The organism is Lacinutrix salivirga, assembly GCF_053604675.1.
The window spans coordinates 1-17704 of record NZ_JBSHNP010000126.1 but is presented as its reverse complement, the minus strand read 5'-3'; the positions used below and the strand labels follow the sequence as shown (position 1 = coordinate 17704).

The following is a 17704-nucleotide window of genomic DNA, read 5'->3' as shown; positions in this document are numbered from 1 at the left end:
TGAGATGATAACAACTTCAAACTTAACAAAAACATACAACGGAACTACCGTTTTAAGCATAGATAATTTAGACATTCCAAAAGGTCAAAGTTTTGGCTTAGTGGGCAATAATGGAGCTGGTAAAACTACTTACTTTAGTTGTTTGCTAGACCTTATTCAGCCAACAACAGGACATATAAAAAATAATAATATTTTGGTTAGCGAAAGCGAAGATTGGAAACCATTTACCTCTGCATTTATAGACGAAACCTTTTTGATTGGCTATTTAACTGCCGAAGAATATTTCTATTTTATAGGAGAATTAAGAGGTCAAAACAAATCTGATGTCGATAATTTGCTATCTAAATTCGAAGATTTTTTTCACGGAGAAATCCTTCAGCAAAAAAAATATTTAAGAGATTTAAGTAAAGGAAACCAGAAAAAAGCAGGAATTGTTGCAGCACTAATTGGTAATCCTGAAGTTATTATTTTAGACGAACCCTTTGCTAATTTAGACCCAACCACTCAAATTAGATTAAAACAAATTGTAAAAGATTTAGCCGAAAAACAAGGCGTAACAGTATTAATATCTAGTCACGATTTAATGCATGTTACAGATGTTTGCGAGCGTATAGTTGTTTTAGAAAAAGGCGAAGTTGTAAAAGACTTAGTAACCAGCGAAGCAACACTTAAAGAATTAGAATCTCATTTTTCTGGAACCACGCAAGCCTTATAAACACAAGTCATTTTGCAACATTTTAAGGTTAAATTGGTATAAACTCAAAAAGATGTTTATTTTTACGTGCTTACATAATAAATACAAGCCTTTGTAGTTATGTAATAGATTAAATAACAGACCTTTGAAAGTAACTTTAAAAACAATAGCGTTAATAGCAGTAACAACAGTAGTAATAACAAGTTGTTCGCGAAAAAAAGACAATTTTATTAGTCGAAATTTTCATGCTGTAACTGCGGAATATAATGCCTTATTTAATGGTTATAATGCCTTAGAACAAGGCAGAAAAACCCTAAACGACTCTTATCAAGACAACTATTGGGACGTTTTACCAATAGAACGCATGCAAATTGAAGATGAAATTGTATTACCTGGTCAATCTAAAAATGCCAATTTTACTACTGCCGAAGAAAAAGCTGTAAAAGCCATACAAAAACACAGTATGGAAATTAATGGTAGAGAGAAAAATCCGCAAATAGACGAAGCGTATTTATTACTAGGTAAAGCGAGGTATTTTGACCAACGTTTTGTGCCAACTTTAGACGCCTTTAACCATATTCTATACAATTATCCTGAAAGCGACAAGATAAATCAAGCCAAAATTTGGAGAGAAAAAACCAATATGAGGTTAGATAATAACGAGCTGGCAATTAAAAATCTAAAACGCTTAATAGAACAAGAAGAATTAGAGGATCAGGATTTAGCAGATGCTACTTCAATGCTAGCACAAGCCTACATAAATACAGAAGCTATAGATAGTGCGTTAACTCAAATAAATATTGCTGCAAAACACACAAAAAATAACGACGAGCGTGGACGTTACCGCTTTATTCAAGGACAGTTATACAATAAAATTAATGATAAAGACAGTGCGAATATTGCTTTTAATAAGGTTATAGATTTAAACCGAAAAACACCTCGTATATATCTCATTAGTGCACACATAGAAAAAGCTAAGAATTTTGATTACGAAAACGGAAATAAATTAGAATTTATTGAAGCGCTAAGAGATTTAGAAAAAAATAGAGAAAACAGACCTTATTTAGATAAAATTAATCACCAAATAGCAGAGTATTATCTACAAAACGATATGGATTCTCTTGCTGTTGCTTATTATAACAAATCGCTACGTACAAACTCTGCAGATAAAATTTTAGTAGCCAGAAACTACGAAATTCTTGGAGATATTAATTTTGATAATGCTATTTATAAGCAAGCAGGTGCTTATTACGACAGTACAATGTTGAGCTTAGTTAAAGACAGTAAACCCTTTAGAATTATTAAGCGTAAACGCGACAATTTAGACGATGTAATTTATTACGAAGACATAGCCAAAGCAAACGATAGTGTACTTAAACTTGCAGCATTACCAAAGGCAGAGCAACTTTTATTTATTAATAATTACATTGATAAACTTAAACAACAAGCCGAAAAAGAAAAATTAGCTAAAGAAGCTGCAGAACGTAAAAATCAAGGCATAGTTACTATAGATAATAAAAATGGTAAAACTAATGTAAACGCAAATAGTAGCGCATCACTTTCTAGTCCAGGAGCAGGTAGAGGGATGCCTCCAGGAGCAACACCTACATTTTATTTTTATAACCCATCAACTGTAGCGTACGGGAAAAATGAATTTCAGAAAGTTTGGGGAGACCGAAAAAATAAAGACAATTGGAGATGGTCCACAAACGGAATAACCTTAGACAATAACAATACAACTAACGCTATTTTAGCCTCTGCAAGCGACGAAGAGCGTTTTGATCCAGAATTTTATATTGCTAAAATCCCAACAGAAACTAAAGCAATAGATAGTATTGGTAAAGAGCGAAACTATGCCTACTACCAGTTAGGATTAATATATAAAGAGAAATTTAAAGAGTATAACTTAGCAAAAGATAGATTTACAGCACTTTTGGAAAACAATCCAGAAGAAAAATTAATCCTTCCAAGTAAATACAACTTGTTTAAAATATATGAATTGTTAGGCCAAAACCAAGAAGCACAAATCGCTAAAAACGATATTACAAGTCACTATCCAGAGTCGCGTTATGCACTTATTTTAAACAATCCAGAATTAGCAGCTACTAAAGATAATGAAAGTCCAGAGAGTAAATACGAAAGCACTTATAAGTTATTTGAAGCTCAAAACTACCAAGCCGTTATAGATAATAGTAACAAACTAATCACTCAATTTGATGGCGATGCTATTGTTTCAAAATTTGAATTATTAAAAGCAACAGCAATTGGTCGCTTAAAAGGGTTTAAAGACTATAAGGAAGCCATTAATTATGTCGCTTTAAATTTTGCAAATACTCCGGAAGGCTTAAAAGCTCAAAACATAGTAAAGGACGCTTTACCAAAATTAGAAAACTCGACATTTGTACCAGAAGAAGACTCTAGTAAGTTTAAAGCAGTTTATACATTCGAAAATGCTTCAGCTTCAGAAATAGAAAATTTTAATAAAACACTAGCAGAAGCAACTGCAAAAATCGAATATTATAGATTGCGTACCTCTATAGATGTGTATGATGGCAATAAAACGTTTGTAGTTGTGCATGGATTAAAAAGTATAAGTGGAGCCAAAGGCTTTTCAGATATGTTAAAAAGCGAAGACCGTTATAAGTTTACCAAGCCAGTATTCGCCATCTCTTCAGAGAACTATCAAATAGTACAAATACACAAAAATTTAGAAGCTTATTTAAGTAGTAATTAATAGCAAATTTAATAATTATGTTTTCCGATAATAAAAAAAACCGCAACAGTCAAGATACTTTCTCTAACCAAAATATTATCGCAAAAGGAGCAACCATAACTGGCGATTTTATTAGTGATGGCGATTTAAGAGTAGATGGAACAGTGGATGGTAATATTAAAACTCCAGGTAAAGTTGTTGTTGGAAAAGAAGGAAAAATAAAAGGAACATTAGAAGCAAACGATGCGTATTTTGAAGGTGCATTCTCTGGTACACTTACGCTTTCTGGCACACTTACTCTTAAAGCCTCTGCAACCATAGAAGGCGAAGTAACACTTAGTAAATTAGCTGTTGAACCAGGAGCAAATTTTAATGTAAATTGTACCATGAAAAGTACTGTAAAAGACTTAAAAGGTGACTCAAAAACAAAAAAAACAGCTTAATCCTTATATTAGGTTTACTGCAATTGCCTTACAAATGGGACTTACTATATATTTAGGTAATGCTTTAGGATTGTGGTTAGATAAAAAATATGCTTTAACTTATTTAGAGAATACAATAACTTTATTAGCTGTGTTTATAGCAATTTATAGCGTAATAATGCAAGTTATTAAATTTACAAAACACCAAAATAAATGATTAAAGATTTTATAACTGTCTTTTTTTTATGCTTAATTTTATCTATTTCTGTAGCTTTTCTAAACTCTATATTAATAACACAACCCCTTAGGTTTTCATTAAATGCTATTTATGCTTACCATGGTATAGCAGCTTTAATTGTGTATGCACTAGTTGCAATTACATATAAAAATCTACCAAACCAAGCTGGCTATGCCTATTTAACAACTGTATTTATTAAAATGGGTGTATTTGTTTTAGTCTTTAAAAACTCTGTATTCTCAATAGATGTTCTTAGTAAAGAGGAACGTCTGTCTCTAATTATACCACTATTTATTTTCTTAATTTTAGAGGCTATTTTTGTCTCTAAATTATTAAATAAAAAACCGCACTAAGTTTCCTTTTTTTGGCGTAAAAAAACTAAGTTAAAAAAAGGGTTTGAATTTTTAATTTATTCCTTACATTTGCACAAAATTTGAAATGCACAATTTCATTATTTAGAAAGTATGGCGGTAGCAAAAAAATCTATCAAGTTTATAGTAATATTCATTTTAGCATTAACCTCTTTTTCTGGGTATGCTAAAGATGGGCAGCAGCAGGATAAAAAGGGAGATCTTATAGACACTCCAAGTGAAATTAAAGAGTATATTTCTCATCACTTAAAAGACTCTCACGACTTTCATTTTTATACAAACAATGCAACAGGTAAGCATTACGGATTTCCACTACCTGTAATTGTATGGACAAGTAAAGGACTTAGAACATTTATGTCTTCAGCATTCCATCATGATGATAATGGACAAGTAATTGTGGAAAAAGATGGAGTTAACCTTGTAAAATTACACAGCAAAATATATGAGTTAGAGCCTGGTGCAACAGCTGTAAGTTTCGATGAGGCACACCATGCAACAAATGCAAGTAAAGTATTAGACTTCTCAATTACCAAGTCGGTTTTTGGAATGCTATTAACAGGTTTACTTATGTTGTTAGGTTTTGGCGCTTTAGCAAGAGGTTATAAAAAAGGCAATAGCATACCAAAAGGGTTTTCTAGAGTGTTAGAACCATTAGTAATCTATGTAAGAGACGAAATTGCAAGACCAAATATTGGAGAGAAAAAGTACCGTAATTTCATGGGCTTCTTACTATCTGTATTCTTTTTTATATGGATTTTAAACATGTTAGGGTTAACTCCATTAGGGTTTAACGTTACAGGACAAATAGCAGTAACAGCTTGTTTAGCTATTTTTACAATGATTATTTACATCTTTAGTGGTAGTAAAGATTTTTGGGCACACACATTATGGATGCCAGGAGTACCTTATATTTTAAGACCAATATTAGCTGTAATAGAGCTAATTGGGTTTATTGTTATTAAGCCATTCTCATTATTAGTACGTTTGTTTGCAAATATTACTGCAGGACACTTTGTGGTAATGAGCTTAATTGCATTAATGATAACTTTAAAAGCGTCATTTGGACCTGTAGTTTCTACAGGAATGTCACTAGTGTTATCATTATTTATTATGGTAATAGAAATATTAGTAGCGTTTTTACAAGCGTTTATTTTTACAATGTTATCAGCATTATTTATTGGGATGGCTGTGGAAGAACACGAACATCATTAAAAAAGAATTTGTTTAATTAATATTTATAAAAACCAAATTACTATGTACAATTTAATTGGAGCAGGATTAATCGTAATCGGAGGAGGAATCGGATTAGGTCAAATTGGAGGAAAAGCAATGGAAGGTATTGCTCGTCAACCAGAAGCAGCAGGAAAAATTCAAACTGCAATGATCATTATTGGAGCCTTATTAGAAGGTTTAGCCTTTGGAGCATTAATCTTAGGGAAATAAGAATTTCCTAAAAACAAAAAAACAAGTTTCTGCAACGGTTGGTTGCAGAAACTGTTTTAAATTAAACAAAAAAAGAACTTAAGTAATCTATACACTATGGAAGCTTTATTAAATGATTTTTCAGTTGGCTTATTTTTTATGCAAGCCTTTATTTTATTAATATTAATTTTATTAATGAAAAAATTTGCTTGGAAGCCTATTTTAAACGCTTTACAAGATAGAGAAGAAGGTATTCAAAATGCATTAGACTCTGCAGAAAAAGCAAAGTTAGAGATGCAAAACCTTCAAGCAGATAATGCAAATCTTTTAAAAGAAGCACGTGCAGAGCGCGAAGCAATGCTTAAAGAAGCACGTGAGATGAAAAATGCTATGATTGATGAGGCTAAAACAGAAGCACAAGCACAAGCAGATAGCATGATCTCTCAAGCACAAGCAGCTATAGAAAGCGAAAAGAAAGCAGCAATGGCAGAATTAAAAAGCCACGTTGCAGGATTATCTATAGAAATTGCAGAAAAAGTAGTTAAAGAAGAATTATCTAACAAAGACAAACAACTAAAATTAGTAGAGTCAATGTTAGGTGAAGCAACATTAAATTAATAATAAATTTAAACAGTCTTTTTCTTTGAAAAGGATTTAGCAAATAGGATATGGCAGGAACTAGAGCAGCAATACGTTACGCAAAAGCGGTTTTAGATTTGGCAAGTACTCAAAAAACTGCTCCAGCAGTTAATGAGGACATGTTACAAATCGCCAATGCTGTAAACGAAAGCCAAGATTTAAGCAATATGCTTCAAAATGCAGTAATAACTGCTAGCGATAAAAAAGAAGCTTTATTAAAAGTATTCCCTAACGCAAACCCAATGTTTGCTGGCTTATTAGATGTGTTAGTGCAAAATAAGCGTATAAATATTTTAGGTGATGTTGCTTCTAAATATGTCGAATTATATGAGAAGTCACAAAATATAGAAGTAGCAAACGTTACAACAGCTGTGCCTTTAACAAACGATTTAAAAAACAAAGTACTTGCTAAAGTTAAAGAACTTACAAGTGCTCAAAAAATAGAGATTAACAATATTGTGGACGAAAGCATTTTAGGTGGTTTCATCCTACGTGTTGGAGACACGCAATACAATGCTAGTATCTCAAATCAATTAAATAAATTGAAAAAAGAATTTACAATAAATTAATAAGGTTTTTAGGTTAGCACCTGCTAAAGGCTAACAACTAAAAGCTAAATACTAAATAAAGATGGCAGAAGTAAAACCAGCTGAAATATCAGCAATCTTAAAACAACAACTTTCAGGATTTGAAGCTAGCGCTTCTTTAGATGAAGTTGGAACAGTATTAACTGTAGGTGATGGTATCGTACGTGCTTACGGATTAGCTAACGCTCAATATGGAGAATTAGTAGAATTCGAAGGAGGTGCAGAAGGTATTGTACTAAACCTAGAGGAAGACAACGTAGGTATCGTACTTTTAGGAACTTCAGTAGGAGTTAGAGAAGGATCTACAGTAAAACGTACAGAGCGTATTGCATCTATTAATGTAGGTGAAGGTATTGTTGGTCGTGTTGTAGATACTCTTGGTAATCCTATAGATGGAAAAGGTCCTATAACTGGTGAAACTTACGAGATGCCTTTAGAGCGTAAAGCACCTGGTGTTATTTACAGAGAGCCAGTAACAGAGCCATTACAAACAGGAATTAAAGCAATTGATGCCATGATTCCAGTAGGTAGAGGACAACGTGAATTAGTTATTGGAGACAGACAAACAGGTAAAACTGCTGTTTGTATTGATGCGATCTTAAATCAAAAAGAATTTTATGATGCAGGTGAGCCTGTATTTTGTATATATGTTGCTGTTGGTCAAAAAGCTTCAACAGTAGCACTTATTGCTAAAACGCTAGAAGAAAAAGGCGCTTTAGCCTACACAACAATAGTAGCTGCAAATGCATCAGATCCTGCTGCAATGCAAGTTTATGCACCAATGACAGGAGCATCTATTGGAGAATATTTTAGAGATACTGGTCGTCCAGCATTAATTGTTTTTGATGATTTATCAAAACAAGCCGTTGCTTATCGTGAGGTTTCTTTATTATTACGTCGTCCACCAGGACGTGAGGCATACCCTGGAGATGTATTTTACTTACACTCAAGATTATTAGAGCGTTCTGCAAAAATCATTAATGATGATTCTATTGCTAAAGAAATGAATGATTTACCAGAGTCGTTAAAACCAATTGTAAAAGGTGGAGGCTCTTTAACAGCATTGCCAATAATTGAAACTCAAGCAGGTGACGTTTCGGCATATATTCCAACAAACGTAATTTCTATTACAGATGGACAAATCTTCTTAGATGGAGATTTATTTAACTCTGGTGTTCGTCCAGCAATTAACGTAGGTATTTCAGTATCTCGTGTTGGTGGTAACGCACAGATTAAGTCTATGAAAAAAGTATCTGGTACATTAAAATTAGATCAAGCTCAGTATCGCGAATTAGAAGCGTTTGCTAAGTTTGGATCAGATTTAGATGCTGTAACTTTAAACGTAATTAATAAAGGTAAACGTAACGTTGAAATCTTAAAACAAGCACAAAACGACCCGTTTAAAGTAGAAGATCAAGTAGCAATTATTTACGCTGGATCTAAAAACTTATTAAAAGACGTTCCTGTAGAGAAAGTAAAAGAATTTGAACGCAACTATTTAGAGTTTTTAAATGCAAAACATAGAGATGTATTAGATACTTTAAAAGCAGGGAAATTAACTGAAGAGGCTACAGATACATTAATAACTGTATGTAAAGACCTTTCAGCTAAGTATAGAGCTTAATCCCATCCCAACCTTCCCAAAGGGAAGGAGTAATTGGAACGGGAATTTTATATTACACTAATCAATCCCTCTCCCTTGGAGAGGTTAGGAGAGGAAAAAATGGCAAATTTAAAAGAAATACGTAATAGAATATCATCAGTATCTTCAACGATGCAGATTACAAGTGCCATGAAAATGGTATCTGCTGCAAAATTAAAGAAAGCTCAAGATGCTATTACAGCAATGCGTCCTTACTCAGATAAGTTAACGGAACTTTTACAAAGTTTAAGCGCAACATTAGATGCAGATTCCGGAAGTAAATTCTCTACACAACGAGAAGTTAACAACGTTTTAATTGTTGCAGTTAGTTCTAATAGAGGTTTAGCAGGTGCTTTTAACTCTAATATTATTAAGCAAACACAAAACTTAATTTCTAATGTTCACGCTGGTAAAAAAGTATCTGTTTTAGCTATTGGTAAAAAAGTTAACGATGCGTTTTCTAAAAAAGGAATTGTAATTGCTAATAAAAGCGAAATATTTGACGATTTAACTTTTGATAATGTTGCAAATATTGCAGAACTATTAATGGAGAAGTTTGTTGCTGGTGATTTTGATAAAATTGAAATCGTTTACAATAAATTTAAAAATGCTGCCACTCAAATTATAATGACAGAACAATTTTTACCAATTGTTCCTATTGAAGGTGAAGCAGATAATAATTCAGATTATATATTTGAACCTTCTAAACTAGAAATCGTAGAATACTTAATTCCTAAATCTTTAAAAACTCAATTATACAAAGGGATTAGAGATAGTTTTGCTAGTGAACATGGCGCACGTATGACTGCTATGCACAAAGCAACCGATAACGCTACAGAACTAAGAGATCAATTAAAACTGACTTATAACAAAGCACGTCAAGCAGCAATTACTAATGAAATTCTTGAAATTGTTGGTGGAGCGGAAGCGTTAAACAATTAGACGTTAGTCAAATGTTTAATTTAGCGGAAGCGTTAAACAATTAGACGTTAGTCAAATGTTTAATTCAGCGGAAGCGTTAAACAACTAAAACTTTATCCAATACTACTGAATATTTCAGTACAACATAAAAACCAAAACCTTGCTTTTCAGCGAGGTTTTTTGTTTTTAATCGGATTTATACCTATATTTGTCTTCCAAATCTTAACCTACATTCCTATGAAACTATTAAATAAAATAGTCTTCTATCTACTAATTGGTAGTATTACTGTATCAACACTTCAAAGCTGTGGCTCTAAATATAAGTTACAAGATCAAACTCCTTTAAACACTAAACGCGTGTATTTTCAAGAATGGTTTGCTGGTGTAAAAGTAGGTGGAACAGGTATTAATATGTATTTCCCAAACTTAAATAACACCAACTCCATTGAAATAGATAGTGTGTTTTTTAGAAATCTAAAGGGGAAACTAGAAAAAGGAAGAGCAAAATACACAGCCATACTTAAACATAAAACTGCACACGAACTCGCAGAAATTGCAAATAAGAAATCTAAATTCCCATTTAAACTCACTAACAACGAATGTGTGATTAGTTATATTGAGCAAGGTGAGAAAAAGTACTTAAAAGTATCCAACATAGCAGAAAACGAAGGTGTATATTACGAAAAAGGCCATCCTTATGCTTTAAAATAAATACCGTTGCAAATCGTTGATTATTAACGTACTTTTAGCAATTAAAACCCTTTTTTTTGAGTGCAATAAAATCCCTCTTTAAGCAAACATTTATTTATGGTTTAGCAACTGTGCTACCAAGAATGTTGAGTTTTATTTTAGTGCCTCTCTATACAGATCCTGAAGTATTATCTACAGCAGAATATGGTCGTGTATCTTTCATATTCGCCTATTTTGTACTATTTAACGTGGTATTAGCTTACGGAATGGAAACAGCTTTTTTTAGATTTTTTAATAAAGAAGAAGACCAACAAAAAGTAACAAGCACGTCTGCAATTTCGTTAATAATTAGCTCTTTTGCCTTATTAGGCGTGGCGTTTTTATTTAGACATCAAATTTCTTCATTAATAAATATCGAGCTCAAGTATCTTAATTTAGTATTTATAATACTGTTGTTTGACGCTTTAGTAATTATCCCATTTGCATGGTTAAGAGCCATAGCAAAACCAATGCGTTATGCTATTATTAAAATACTAAACGTAGCCATTAACTTGGGATTAAATGTGTTTCTGTTATTGTATTTAAAGAATTTAGCAGAAGGCAATTCGTTTTTTAACAGTATCTATAAACCCGATTTTGAAATCAGTTATATTTTTATTTCTAATGTAATCGCAAGCGGAATTACGTTATTGTTATTACTACCATTTTACACTCAAATTAAATTCAAATTCGATGCTGTTTTATGGAAAAAAATGATGCGTTACGCGATGCCTGTACTTCTTGCAGGAATTGCTTATTCTATAAACGAGACTTTCGATCGTATTTTATTAGAAAAATTATTACCAGCTAATATCGCAGACGAGCAAATAGGAATGTACTCAGCCTGTTACAAACTCGCATTGTTTATGACCTTGTTTGCAACCGCCTTCCGTTTAGGCATTGAACCTTACTTTTTTAGTCATTCTAAAGCAAAAAACCCTCAAAAAAATTATGCTAAAATTTTAGAGTTTTTTGTGGCATTCGGTTCAATAATATTTATAACTGTAGTGGTTTTTGCAGATGTTTTAAAACCTTATATTATTAGAAGCGAAGCCTATTACGAAGCCATGTGGATTGTACCATTTATTCTCTTAGCCAACTTTTGTTTAGGGATTTACCACAACCTTTCTGTTTGGTATAAAATTACAGATCGCACAAAATTTGGTGCCTATATTTCAATTTTTGGAGCACTAATTACGCTACTATTAAATTATATGTTAATTCCTTTAATAGGTTTTAAAGGCTCTGCAATCGCAACACTTTCAGCTTATGCAGTTATGATGTTACTATCCTTTTTCTTCGGCAGAAAATATTATCCTATTCCATATAACCTAAAAAATATTATCTTGTATTTAGGACTTTCAACACTATTTTCAATGGTATATTTCTATAATTTTAGAGGTAATTATGTTATTGGAATTGGTGCATTAATTGTATTTTTAGCCATAGTATTTCAGCTTGAAAAAAAGGAAATAAAACAATTACTAAAAAGCAATTGATTTGTCATTCAGAGCAAAGCGAAGAATCTCAGATTAAACAAAGTAAACATGAAAATAAAAATAATAAACAATTCTAATCACGCATTACCGCATTACGAAACTATAGCTTCTGCAGGAGTAGATTTAAGAGCCAATATAAAAGAGGCAATTACATTAAAACCATTAGAGCGAACCATAGTTAAAACCGGACTATTTATAGAATTACCAATTGGAACAGAAGCGCAAGTAAGACCAAGAAGCGGTTTAGCTGCTAAAAAAGGAATAACTGTGCTTAATGCACCAGGAACAGTAGATGCTGATTACAGAGGAGAAATTGGTGTGATTCTTGTTAACTTATCTAACGAGGATTTTATTGTAGAAAATGGCGAACGAATTGCACAATTAGTTATTGCAAAACATGAACGTGCAGAATGGGAAGAAGTAGAAACACTAAGCGAAACCTCACGTGGAGAAGGTGGTTTTGGAAGTACAGGAACTTCTTAGAAAGTCCTGCAAGGTTTTTAAAACCTTGTAGGCATAAAAATAAAGACTAATAATAGTCGATGTAAAATAAAATAATTAACCAACAGATTTCCACTTTTGTGGAAACGAAAAATAAATTTTTCGATGAAAATAATAGTACCAATGGCAGGACGTGGTTCACGTTTAAGACCACACAGTTTAACTGTTCCTAAACCATTAATTCCTGTTGCAGGACAACCTATAGTTCACAGATTAGTAAAAGATATTGTAAAAGTCTTAAACCAACCCATAGACGAAATCGCCTTTGTTTTAGGAGATCCAGCTTGGTTTGGAGATGAGGTTGTAACAAGCTTAAAAACCTTAGCTGAAGGTTTAGGAGCAAAAGCATCTATTTATAGACAAGATCAACCTTTAGGAACAGGACATGCTATTATGTGTGCAAAAGAGTCACTTTCTGGACCAGCAGTTATTGCTTACGCAGATACACTTATTCGTGCAGATTTTAATTTAGATCCAGATGCAGATGCTGTAATTTGGGTAAAACAAGTGGACGAACCAGAAGCTTATGGTGTGGTAAAACTAAATGATAAGCAAGAAATTGTGGAACTTGTAGAAAAGCCAGAACAATTTGTTAGCGATTTAGCAGTTATTGGAATTTACTATTTTAAAGACGTTAGCGTTTTAAAAGACGAATTACAAATTGTACTCGATAATAACATTATAAATGGAGGAGAATACCAAATAAATGATGGTATTAAAGGTATGATGTCTAAAGGAAAAGTATTTAAAACAGGTGAAGTAAGTGAATGGATGGACTGCGGAAACAAAGCGGTAACCTTAGAGACTAATGCAAGAATGTTAGGCTTTTTACAAACAGATGGAGAGGAGCAATTAATTGCAAATTCAGTAACTTTAGAAAATTCAAAAATTATTGAACCTTGTTGTATTGGTGCAAACGTAAAGCTAATAAATACAACTGTTGGACCCAATGTTTCTATAGGAAGCGATTGTATTATCGAAAACTCAACCGTTAAAAATAGCTTAATACAAAACCAAACTACAATCAAAAACGCTAATTTAGACGAGGCTATGATTGGTAATCACGTAAAGTTTGATGGTAATTTTACAAAACTAAGTATTGGCGATTATTCTATAATGGAATAATTCTTGAATTACAAAATAAAACCATCATTTAGAGCGTAGCGAAGACCATTTAAAATGAAAACAACGAAACACCTATTTACCATATTTCTGTTAGCAACACTACTTGTTCCAATAGTTAGTGTTGCTCAAGTGGATTTTAATAAAACACCAGACGATGATTTAGGTAATGTTTCTAGTGATTATCAGGAGTTTTTTTTCGAAGCATTAAAACAAAAAGGAATAGAAAATTATCAAAAAGCAGTTGATGCTCTCGAAAAATGCCTTAAAATAAACGATTCGGACGCAACAATATATTTCGAATTAGGTAAAAATTACAATGCACTTAAAAACTATGGAGCTGCAGAAGATGCTTTAAAAAAAGCCATCTCCAAAATACCAGATAACGAATGGTTTTTAGACGAGTTATACGATGTTTATGTTAAGCAAAAAGAATTTGACAAAGCCATAAAAACAGTTAAGCAATTAGTAAAATACCATCCGGATTATAAAGAAGATTTAGCAGCCATTTATGTGCAAACAAAAAAGTATAACGATGCTTTAAAAATTTTAGACGAACTAGATGAAGAATTAGGAGTGTCTAAACAAAGAGATTATTTAAGAAATCAAGCGTATGCTGCAACAGGACGTAAAAAAGCACAAATAAAAAATCTCGAAGAGCGTGTAGAAAATAATCCAGACACAGAAGAAAACTATTTAGCATTAATATACAGATATAGTAAAAACGACGACACCAATAAAGCATTTGAAACCGCTAAAAAATTGCTTGAAGTTAATCCAGAATCAGAACTGGTACATTTAGCATTATACAAGTTTTATTTAGACGATAGCCAACCAGAAAAAGCCATTAGTTCTATGAAAATAGCACTAAATAGTACTAAAATTAATCCAGAAGCAAAGCTTAAAGTATTATCCGATTTTGTAAAATTTGTTGGTAACAATCCGCAATACGAAAAAGATTTAGTTGAAGTTACTTCCTCAATTACTAGTAAAGAAGATAATGCAAAAACGCTAGTCGAAGTTGCTCAATACTACTTAGTAAAAGGTGAAAAAGCAAAAGCACTAAGTTTTTACGAAGAAGCACATAAAAAAGAACCAGATAACTTTGGGATTTTAAGAAACATATTGCTCTTGTATATTGATCTCGAAAAATATGATATCGCTTCTCAAAAAAGCAGCAAAGGTTTAGAAAATTACCCTTCGCAACCTGTTTTGTATTTAGTAAATGGAGTAGCTAATAATAAGCTTAATAAGCCAAAAAAAGCTATAGAAAGTTTAGAAACAGGCTTGGATTATGTGATTGACGATCCTAAAATGGAAATCGATTTTTATAAGCAATTAAGTCAAGCATATACGCTACAAAACAATTTTACCAAAGCAAAGACGTTTACTGATAAAGCGAAACAATTAGAATCTACTAACTAATATGACTTTACCTAAGTACTCCAAATATGCCGTTTTACTTATTTTACTTTTAGCTTTTGGCTGTAAAGGAACAAAAAGTGTAGTTTCTAATGGTGAGTTAAACAGTAATTTATCTACTAAACAACTACTTAAAAACAGTACTAAAAACAATGCAAAATTTAAAACGTTAGCAGCCAGATTAAAAATCGCAGTAACTCAAAAAGACAATTCGCAAAGCTATACAGTAAGTATGCGAATGGAAAAAGACAAAGCCATTTGGATGAGTAAACTTGGCATTGTTAAAGCATTAATAACTCCAAATCGCGTTGCTTTTTATAATAAATTAGACAACACTTATTTTGATGGAGATTTTTCTTATTTAAGTGATTTATTAGGTACAGATTTAGATTTTGAGAAAGTACAAAATATGCTTTTAGGCGAAGCATTATACGAGTTAAACGATAAAGACTACAAACTTTCTACACACGAAAACTCTTATTTATTACAGCCTAAACAACAAAATCAGTTATTCGAAATTTTCTTTTTAATGAATCCTTCACACTTTAAAATGGATTCGCAACAAATAGAACAGCGAAGCGAGTCTCGTTTTTTACAAATTGATTACCTAAACTATCAAACGGTAGGCACGCAAATTCTTCCGCAGGAAACAAAAATTATTGCAATCGAAAACTTAGACCAAACCACTATAGAGTTAGAATTAAAAAATGTAGAACTTAACAAATCGTTACGTTTTCCTTTTACCATACCTTCTGGCTACGACGAAATAGAATTAAAATAATGAAGCTAAAACCTGTTCATAAACTTATTTTTATAGTTGCTTTTTTATTAAGTAGTGTTTCGGTGTGGTCACAATCTAATAAACAAAAAGAATTAGAGCAAAGACGACAGGAATTAAGAGCGCAAATACAAAAAATTAATAGCCTTTTAAGCGAAAACAAATCTCAAAAAAAATCGCAAACCTCTATAATCGAAGAGATTAATCAGAAAGTAAATGTGCGTAGAAACTTAATAAAAGTAACTAACCAACAAGCCAATTTATTAACTCGAGAGATAAACACTAACCAAAATAAAATTAGTGATTTACGAGAAGAGTTGGAGCTGTTGCGAAAAAACTACGCAGACATGATTAATAAAGCTTACAAAAGTAAGAGTAAGCAAAGCAAAGTGATGTTTTTACTTTCGTCTAGCGACTTTAAACAAGCCTTTAAGCGCGCAAAGTATATTAATCAATATGCAGATTACCAAAAGCAGCAAGGCGAATCTATAAAGAAAAAAACACAGGAACTACAAGAGATAAATAAGAGTTTACTGGTACAAAAAAGCGAAAAGCAAAAACTAATTGAAGACAATAGAGCCACGCAAAAAACATTAGAAACCGATTTAAAACAGCACGAAACTGTAATGGCTTCTATAAATAAAAACCTTAGTAAATACACTAAAGAGATAAAGCAAAAACAACGCGAAGCCAATAAAATTGACCAACAAATAGAAAAAATTATTCGCGATGCCATTGCTAAATCTAATAAGAAAGCTGGTATAAAAAACACAAAATCGTCTGGTTTTGCATTAACCCCAGAAGCTAAACTTTTGGCTGCAGATTTTGCGTCTAATAAAGGAAAATTAATTTGGCCTGTAGAAAAAGGAGTTGTTAAACTGCGTTATGGTAATCAACCACATCCTGTTGTAAAAACGGTTACTATAAAAAGCAATGGTGTTAGAATTTCAACTGAAGCCAATGCCAAAGTTAGAGCTGTTTTTAAAGGTGAAGTAATACGTGTACAACAAATAAAAAGAGGAAACTTGGCAGTAATGATTAAACATGGTAATTATATTTCGGTGTATAAAAACCTCTCTAAAGTTATTGTAAAAACAGGAGATAAAATTACAACTAGGCAAGAAATAGGCGAAGTATTTACTAATAGAACTACAGGAGAAACAGAGTTAAGTTTCCAAGTGTGGAAAGACTCTAAAACACAAAATCCAGCAGAATGGGTTTATAAAATGTGATAAATAGTTTTTTACTACTCAAACAATGCCTTTAACTCCGTTGCATCATTAGGTTTTAACTTTCCTGCAAGTACTAAGCTTAATTGTTTTCTACGTAGAGCTCCATCAAAACGTTCAATTTCTAATTTTGTTTCAGGTTTTAATTCTGGTACAGGAACAGGGCGTCCTGTTTCATCTACAGCCACAAAGGTGTAAATAGCTTCGTTTGCTTTGTCTTTTATACCAGATTCTCTATCTTCTATCCAAACATCAATATAAATCTCCATAGAGCTTTTAAAAGCACGTGAAACTTTAGCATCTACAGTGACAACACTACCTAATGGAATGGCACGATTAAAAGCTACATGATTAACAGAGGCTGTAACCACAATTCTACGAGAGTGACGTCGTGCACTAATACCTGCAGCACGATCCATTCTGGCTAATAATTCGCCACCAAAAAGATTATTTATAGGATTGGTTTCACCAGGTAAAACCATATCTGTCATAATTGTACGTGAGTCTTTAGGTGTCTTTGCTTCCATTAATTTTATAGTTCTTTAAAATGTGGTGCAAAGGTAAAACGAAATAAGATTTTAAAGCTTGTTTTTTATAATAAATTAAGGCTTTGTCATTCAGAGCACAGCGAAGAATCTAAAAAAATTATGTTAATGAGATTCTTCAGTCATACTTCCTTCTGAATGACATTGTAACATATAACGCTATTTATGGTAAGTTTTGTCATTCAGAGCGCAGCGAAGAATATTAAAAATTAATATTAATGAGATTCTTC

General features: G+C 32.3%; 19 protein-coding genes. 18 read left to right on the top strand and 1 reads right to left on the bottom strand.

Annotation, left to right across the window (positions count from 1 at the left end):
* Positions 1 to 4 precede the first annotated feature (4 nt).
* The 18 genes from ACVC5O_RS11135 to ACVC5O_RS11050 all read left to right on the top strand — a co-directional run bounded on the left by ACVC5O_RS11135 (position 5) and on the right by ACVC5O_RS11050 (position 16932).
* Positions 5 to 715, top strand: coding sequence for an ABC transporter ATP-binding protein (locus tag ACVC5O_RS11135; protein ID WP_452221555.1), 711 nt, complete (start codon positions 5 to 7; stop codon positions 713 to 715).
* Between the two features lie 124 nt (positions 716 to 839).
* Positions 840 to 3428, top strand: coding sequence for a type IX secretion system periplasmic lipoprotein PorW/SprE (gene porW / locus ACVC5O_RS11130; RefSeq protein WP_452221554.1), 2589 nt, complete (start codon positions 840 to 842; stop codon positions 3426 to 3428).
* Between the two features lie 17 nt (positions 3429 to 3445).
* Positions 3446 to 3850: a bactofilin family protein gene (locus ACVC5O_RS11125; RefSeq protein ID WP_452221553.1), complete on the top strand. Its 405-nt coding sequence runs from the start codon at positions 3446 to 3448 to the stop codon at positions 3848 to 3850.
* On the top strand, positions 3822 to 4046 hold the full coding sequence (locus ACVC5O_RS11120) for an AtpZ/AtpI family protein (protein WP_452221552.1): 225 nt from the start codon (positions 3822 to 3824) through the stop codon (positions 4044 to 4046). The genes ACVC5O_RS11125 and ACVC5O_RS11120 overlap by 29 nt, the downstream gene beginning before the upstream one ends.
* Positions 4043 to 4420: a DUF6168 family protein gene (locus tag ACVC5O_RS11115; protein ID WP_452221551.1), complete on the top strand. Its 378-nt coding sequence runs from the start codon at positions 4043 to 4045 to the stop codon at positions 4418 to 4420. Before ACVC5O_RS11120 ends, ACVC5O_RS11115 begins: the two co-directional genes overlap by 4 nt.
* A gap of 111 nt (positions 4421 to 4531) precedes the next feature.
* The gene (gene atpB / locus ACVC5O_RS11110) at positions 4532 to 5650 is read left to right on the top strand and encodes a F0F1 ATP synthase subunit A (protein ID WP_452221550.1); all 1119 of its coding nucleotides are present in this window, start codon (positions 4532 to 4534) and stop codon (positions 5648 to 5650) included.
* 42 nt (positions 5651 to 5692) lie between these two features.
* Positions 5693 to 5881, top strand: coding sequence for an ATP synthase F0 subunit C (gene atpE, locus ACVC5O_RS11105; protein WP_004569351.1), 189 nt, complete (start codon positions 5693 to 5695; stop codon positions 5879 to 5881).
* A gap of 96 nt (positions 5882 to 5977) precedes the next feature.
* A complete protein-coding gene (locus ACVC5O_RS11100) occupies positions 5978 to 6478 on the top strand; it encodes a F0F1 ATP synthase subunit B (protein WP_452221549.1) in 501 nt (166 codons plus the stop codon).
* A gap of 50 nt (positions 6479 to 6528) precedes the next feature.
* Positions 6529 to 7068 (top strand): ATP synthase F1 subunit delta, encoded by a 540-nt coding sequence (atpH, locus tag ACVC5O_RS11095; RefSeq protein ID WP_452221548.1) that lies wholly within the window; start codon positions 6529 to 6531, stop codon positions 7066 to 7068.
* 61 nt (positions 7069 to 7129) lie between these two features.
* Positions 7130 to 8710, top strand: a complete 1581-nt coding sequence (atpA, locus tag ACVC5O_RS11090) for a F0F1 ATP synthase subunit alpha (RefSeq protein ID WP_452221547.1) — start codon at positions 7130 to 7132, stop codon at positions 8708 to 8710.
* Between the two features lie 99 nt (positions 8711 to 8809).
* Entirely contained in the window at positions 8810 to 9670 is an 861-nt protein-coding gene (atpG, locus tag ACVC5O_RS11085; protein ID WP_452221546.1) for an ATP synthase F1 subunit gamma, read from the top strand.
* A gap of 216 nt (positions 9671 to 9886) precedes the next feature.
* The gene (locus ACVC5O_RS11080; protein ID WP_452221545.1) at positions 9887 to 10360 is read left to right on the top strand and encodes a hypothetical protein; all 474 of its coding nucleotides are present in this window, start codon (positions 9887 to 9889) and stop codon (positions 10358 to 10360) included.
* 56 nt (positions 10361 to 10416) lie between these two features.
* Positions 10417 to 11877, top strand: coding sequence for an oligosaccharide flippase family protein (locus ACVC5O_RS11075; protein ID WP_452221544.1), 1461 nt, complete (start codon positions 10417 to 10419; stop codon positions 11875 to 11877).
* A 48-nt stretch (positions 11878 to 11925) separates the two neighbouring features.
* Positions 11926 to 12360, top strand: coding sequence for a dUTP diphosphatase (gene dut, locus ACVC5O_RS11070; protein WP_452221543.1), 435 nt, complete (start codon positions 11926 to 11928; stop codon positions 12358 to 12360).
* Positions 12361 to 12483: 123 nt separating this feature from the next.
* Entirely contained in the window at positions 12484 to 13503 is a 1020-nt protein-coding gene (locus tag ACVC5O_RS11065; RefSeq protein ID WP_452221542.1) for a sugar phosphate nucleotidyltransferase, read from the top strand.
* 54 nt (positions 13504 to 13557) lie between these two features.
* Positions 13558 to 14925: a tetratricopeptide repeat protein gene (locus tag ACVC5O_RS11060; RefSeq protein WP_452221541.1), complete on the top strand. Its 1368-nt coding sequence runs from the start codon at positions 13558 to 13560 to the stop codon at positions 14923 to 14925.
* Between the two features lies 1 nt (position 14926).
* A complete protein-coding gene (locus ACVC5O_RS11055) occupies positions 14927 to 15703 on the top strand; it encodes a DUF4292 domain-containing protein (protein ID WP_452221540.1) in 777 nt (258 codons plus the stop codon).
* Complete coding sequence (locus tag ACVC5O_RS11050; RefSeq protein WP_452221539.1) at positions 15703 to 16932, top strand: murein hydrolase activator EnvC family protein; 1230 nt, start codon at positions 15703 to 15705, stop codon at positions 16930 to 16932. The genes ACVC5O_RS11055 and ACVC5O_RS11050 overlap by 1 nt, the downstream gene beginning before the upstream one ends.
* 14 nt (positions 16933 to 16946) lie before the next feature.
* Here ACVC5O_RS11050 and ACVC5O_RS11045 read toward each other — a convergent pair whose 3' ends face one another.
* On the bottom strand, positions 16947 to 17456 hold the full coding sequence (locus tag ACVC5O_RS11045; protein ID WP_452221538.1) for an acyl-CoA thioesterase: 510 nt from the start codon (positions 17454 to 17456) through the stop codon (positions 16947 to 16949).
* Positions 17457 to 17704: the final 248 nt, after the last annotated feature.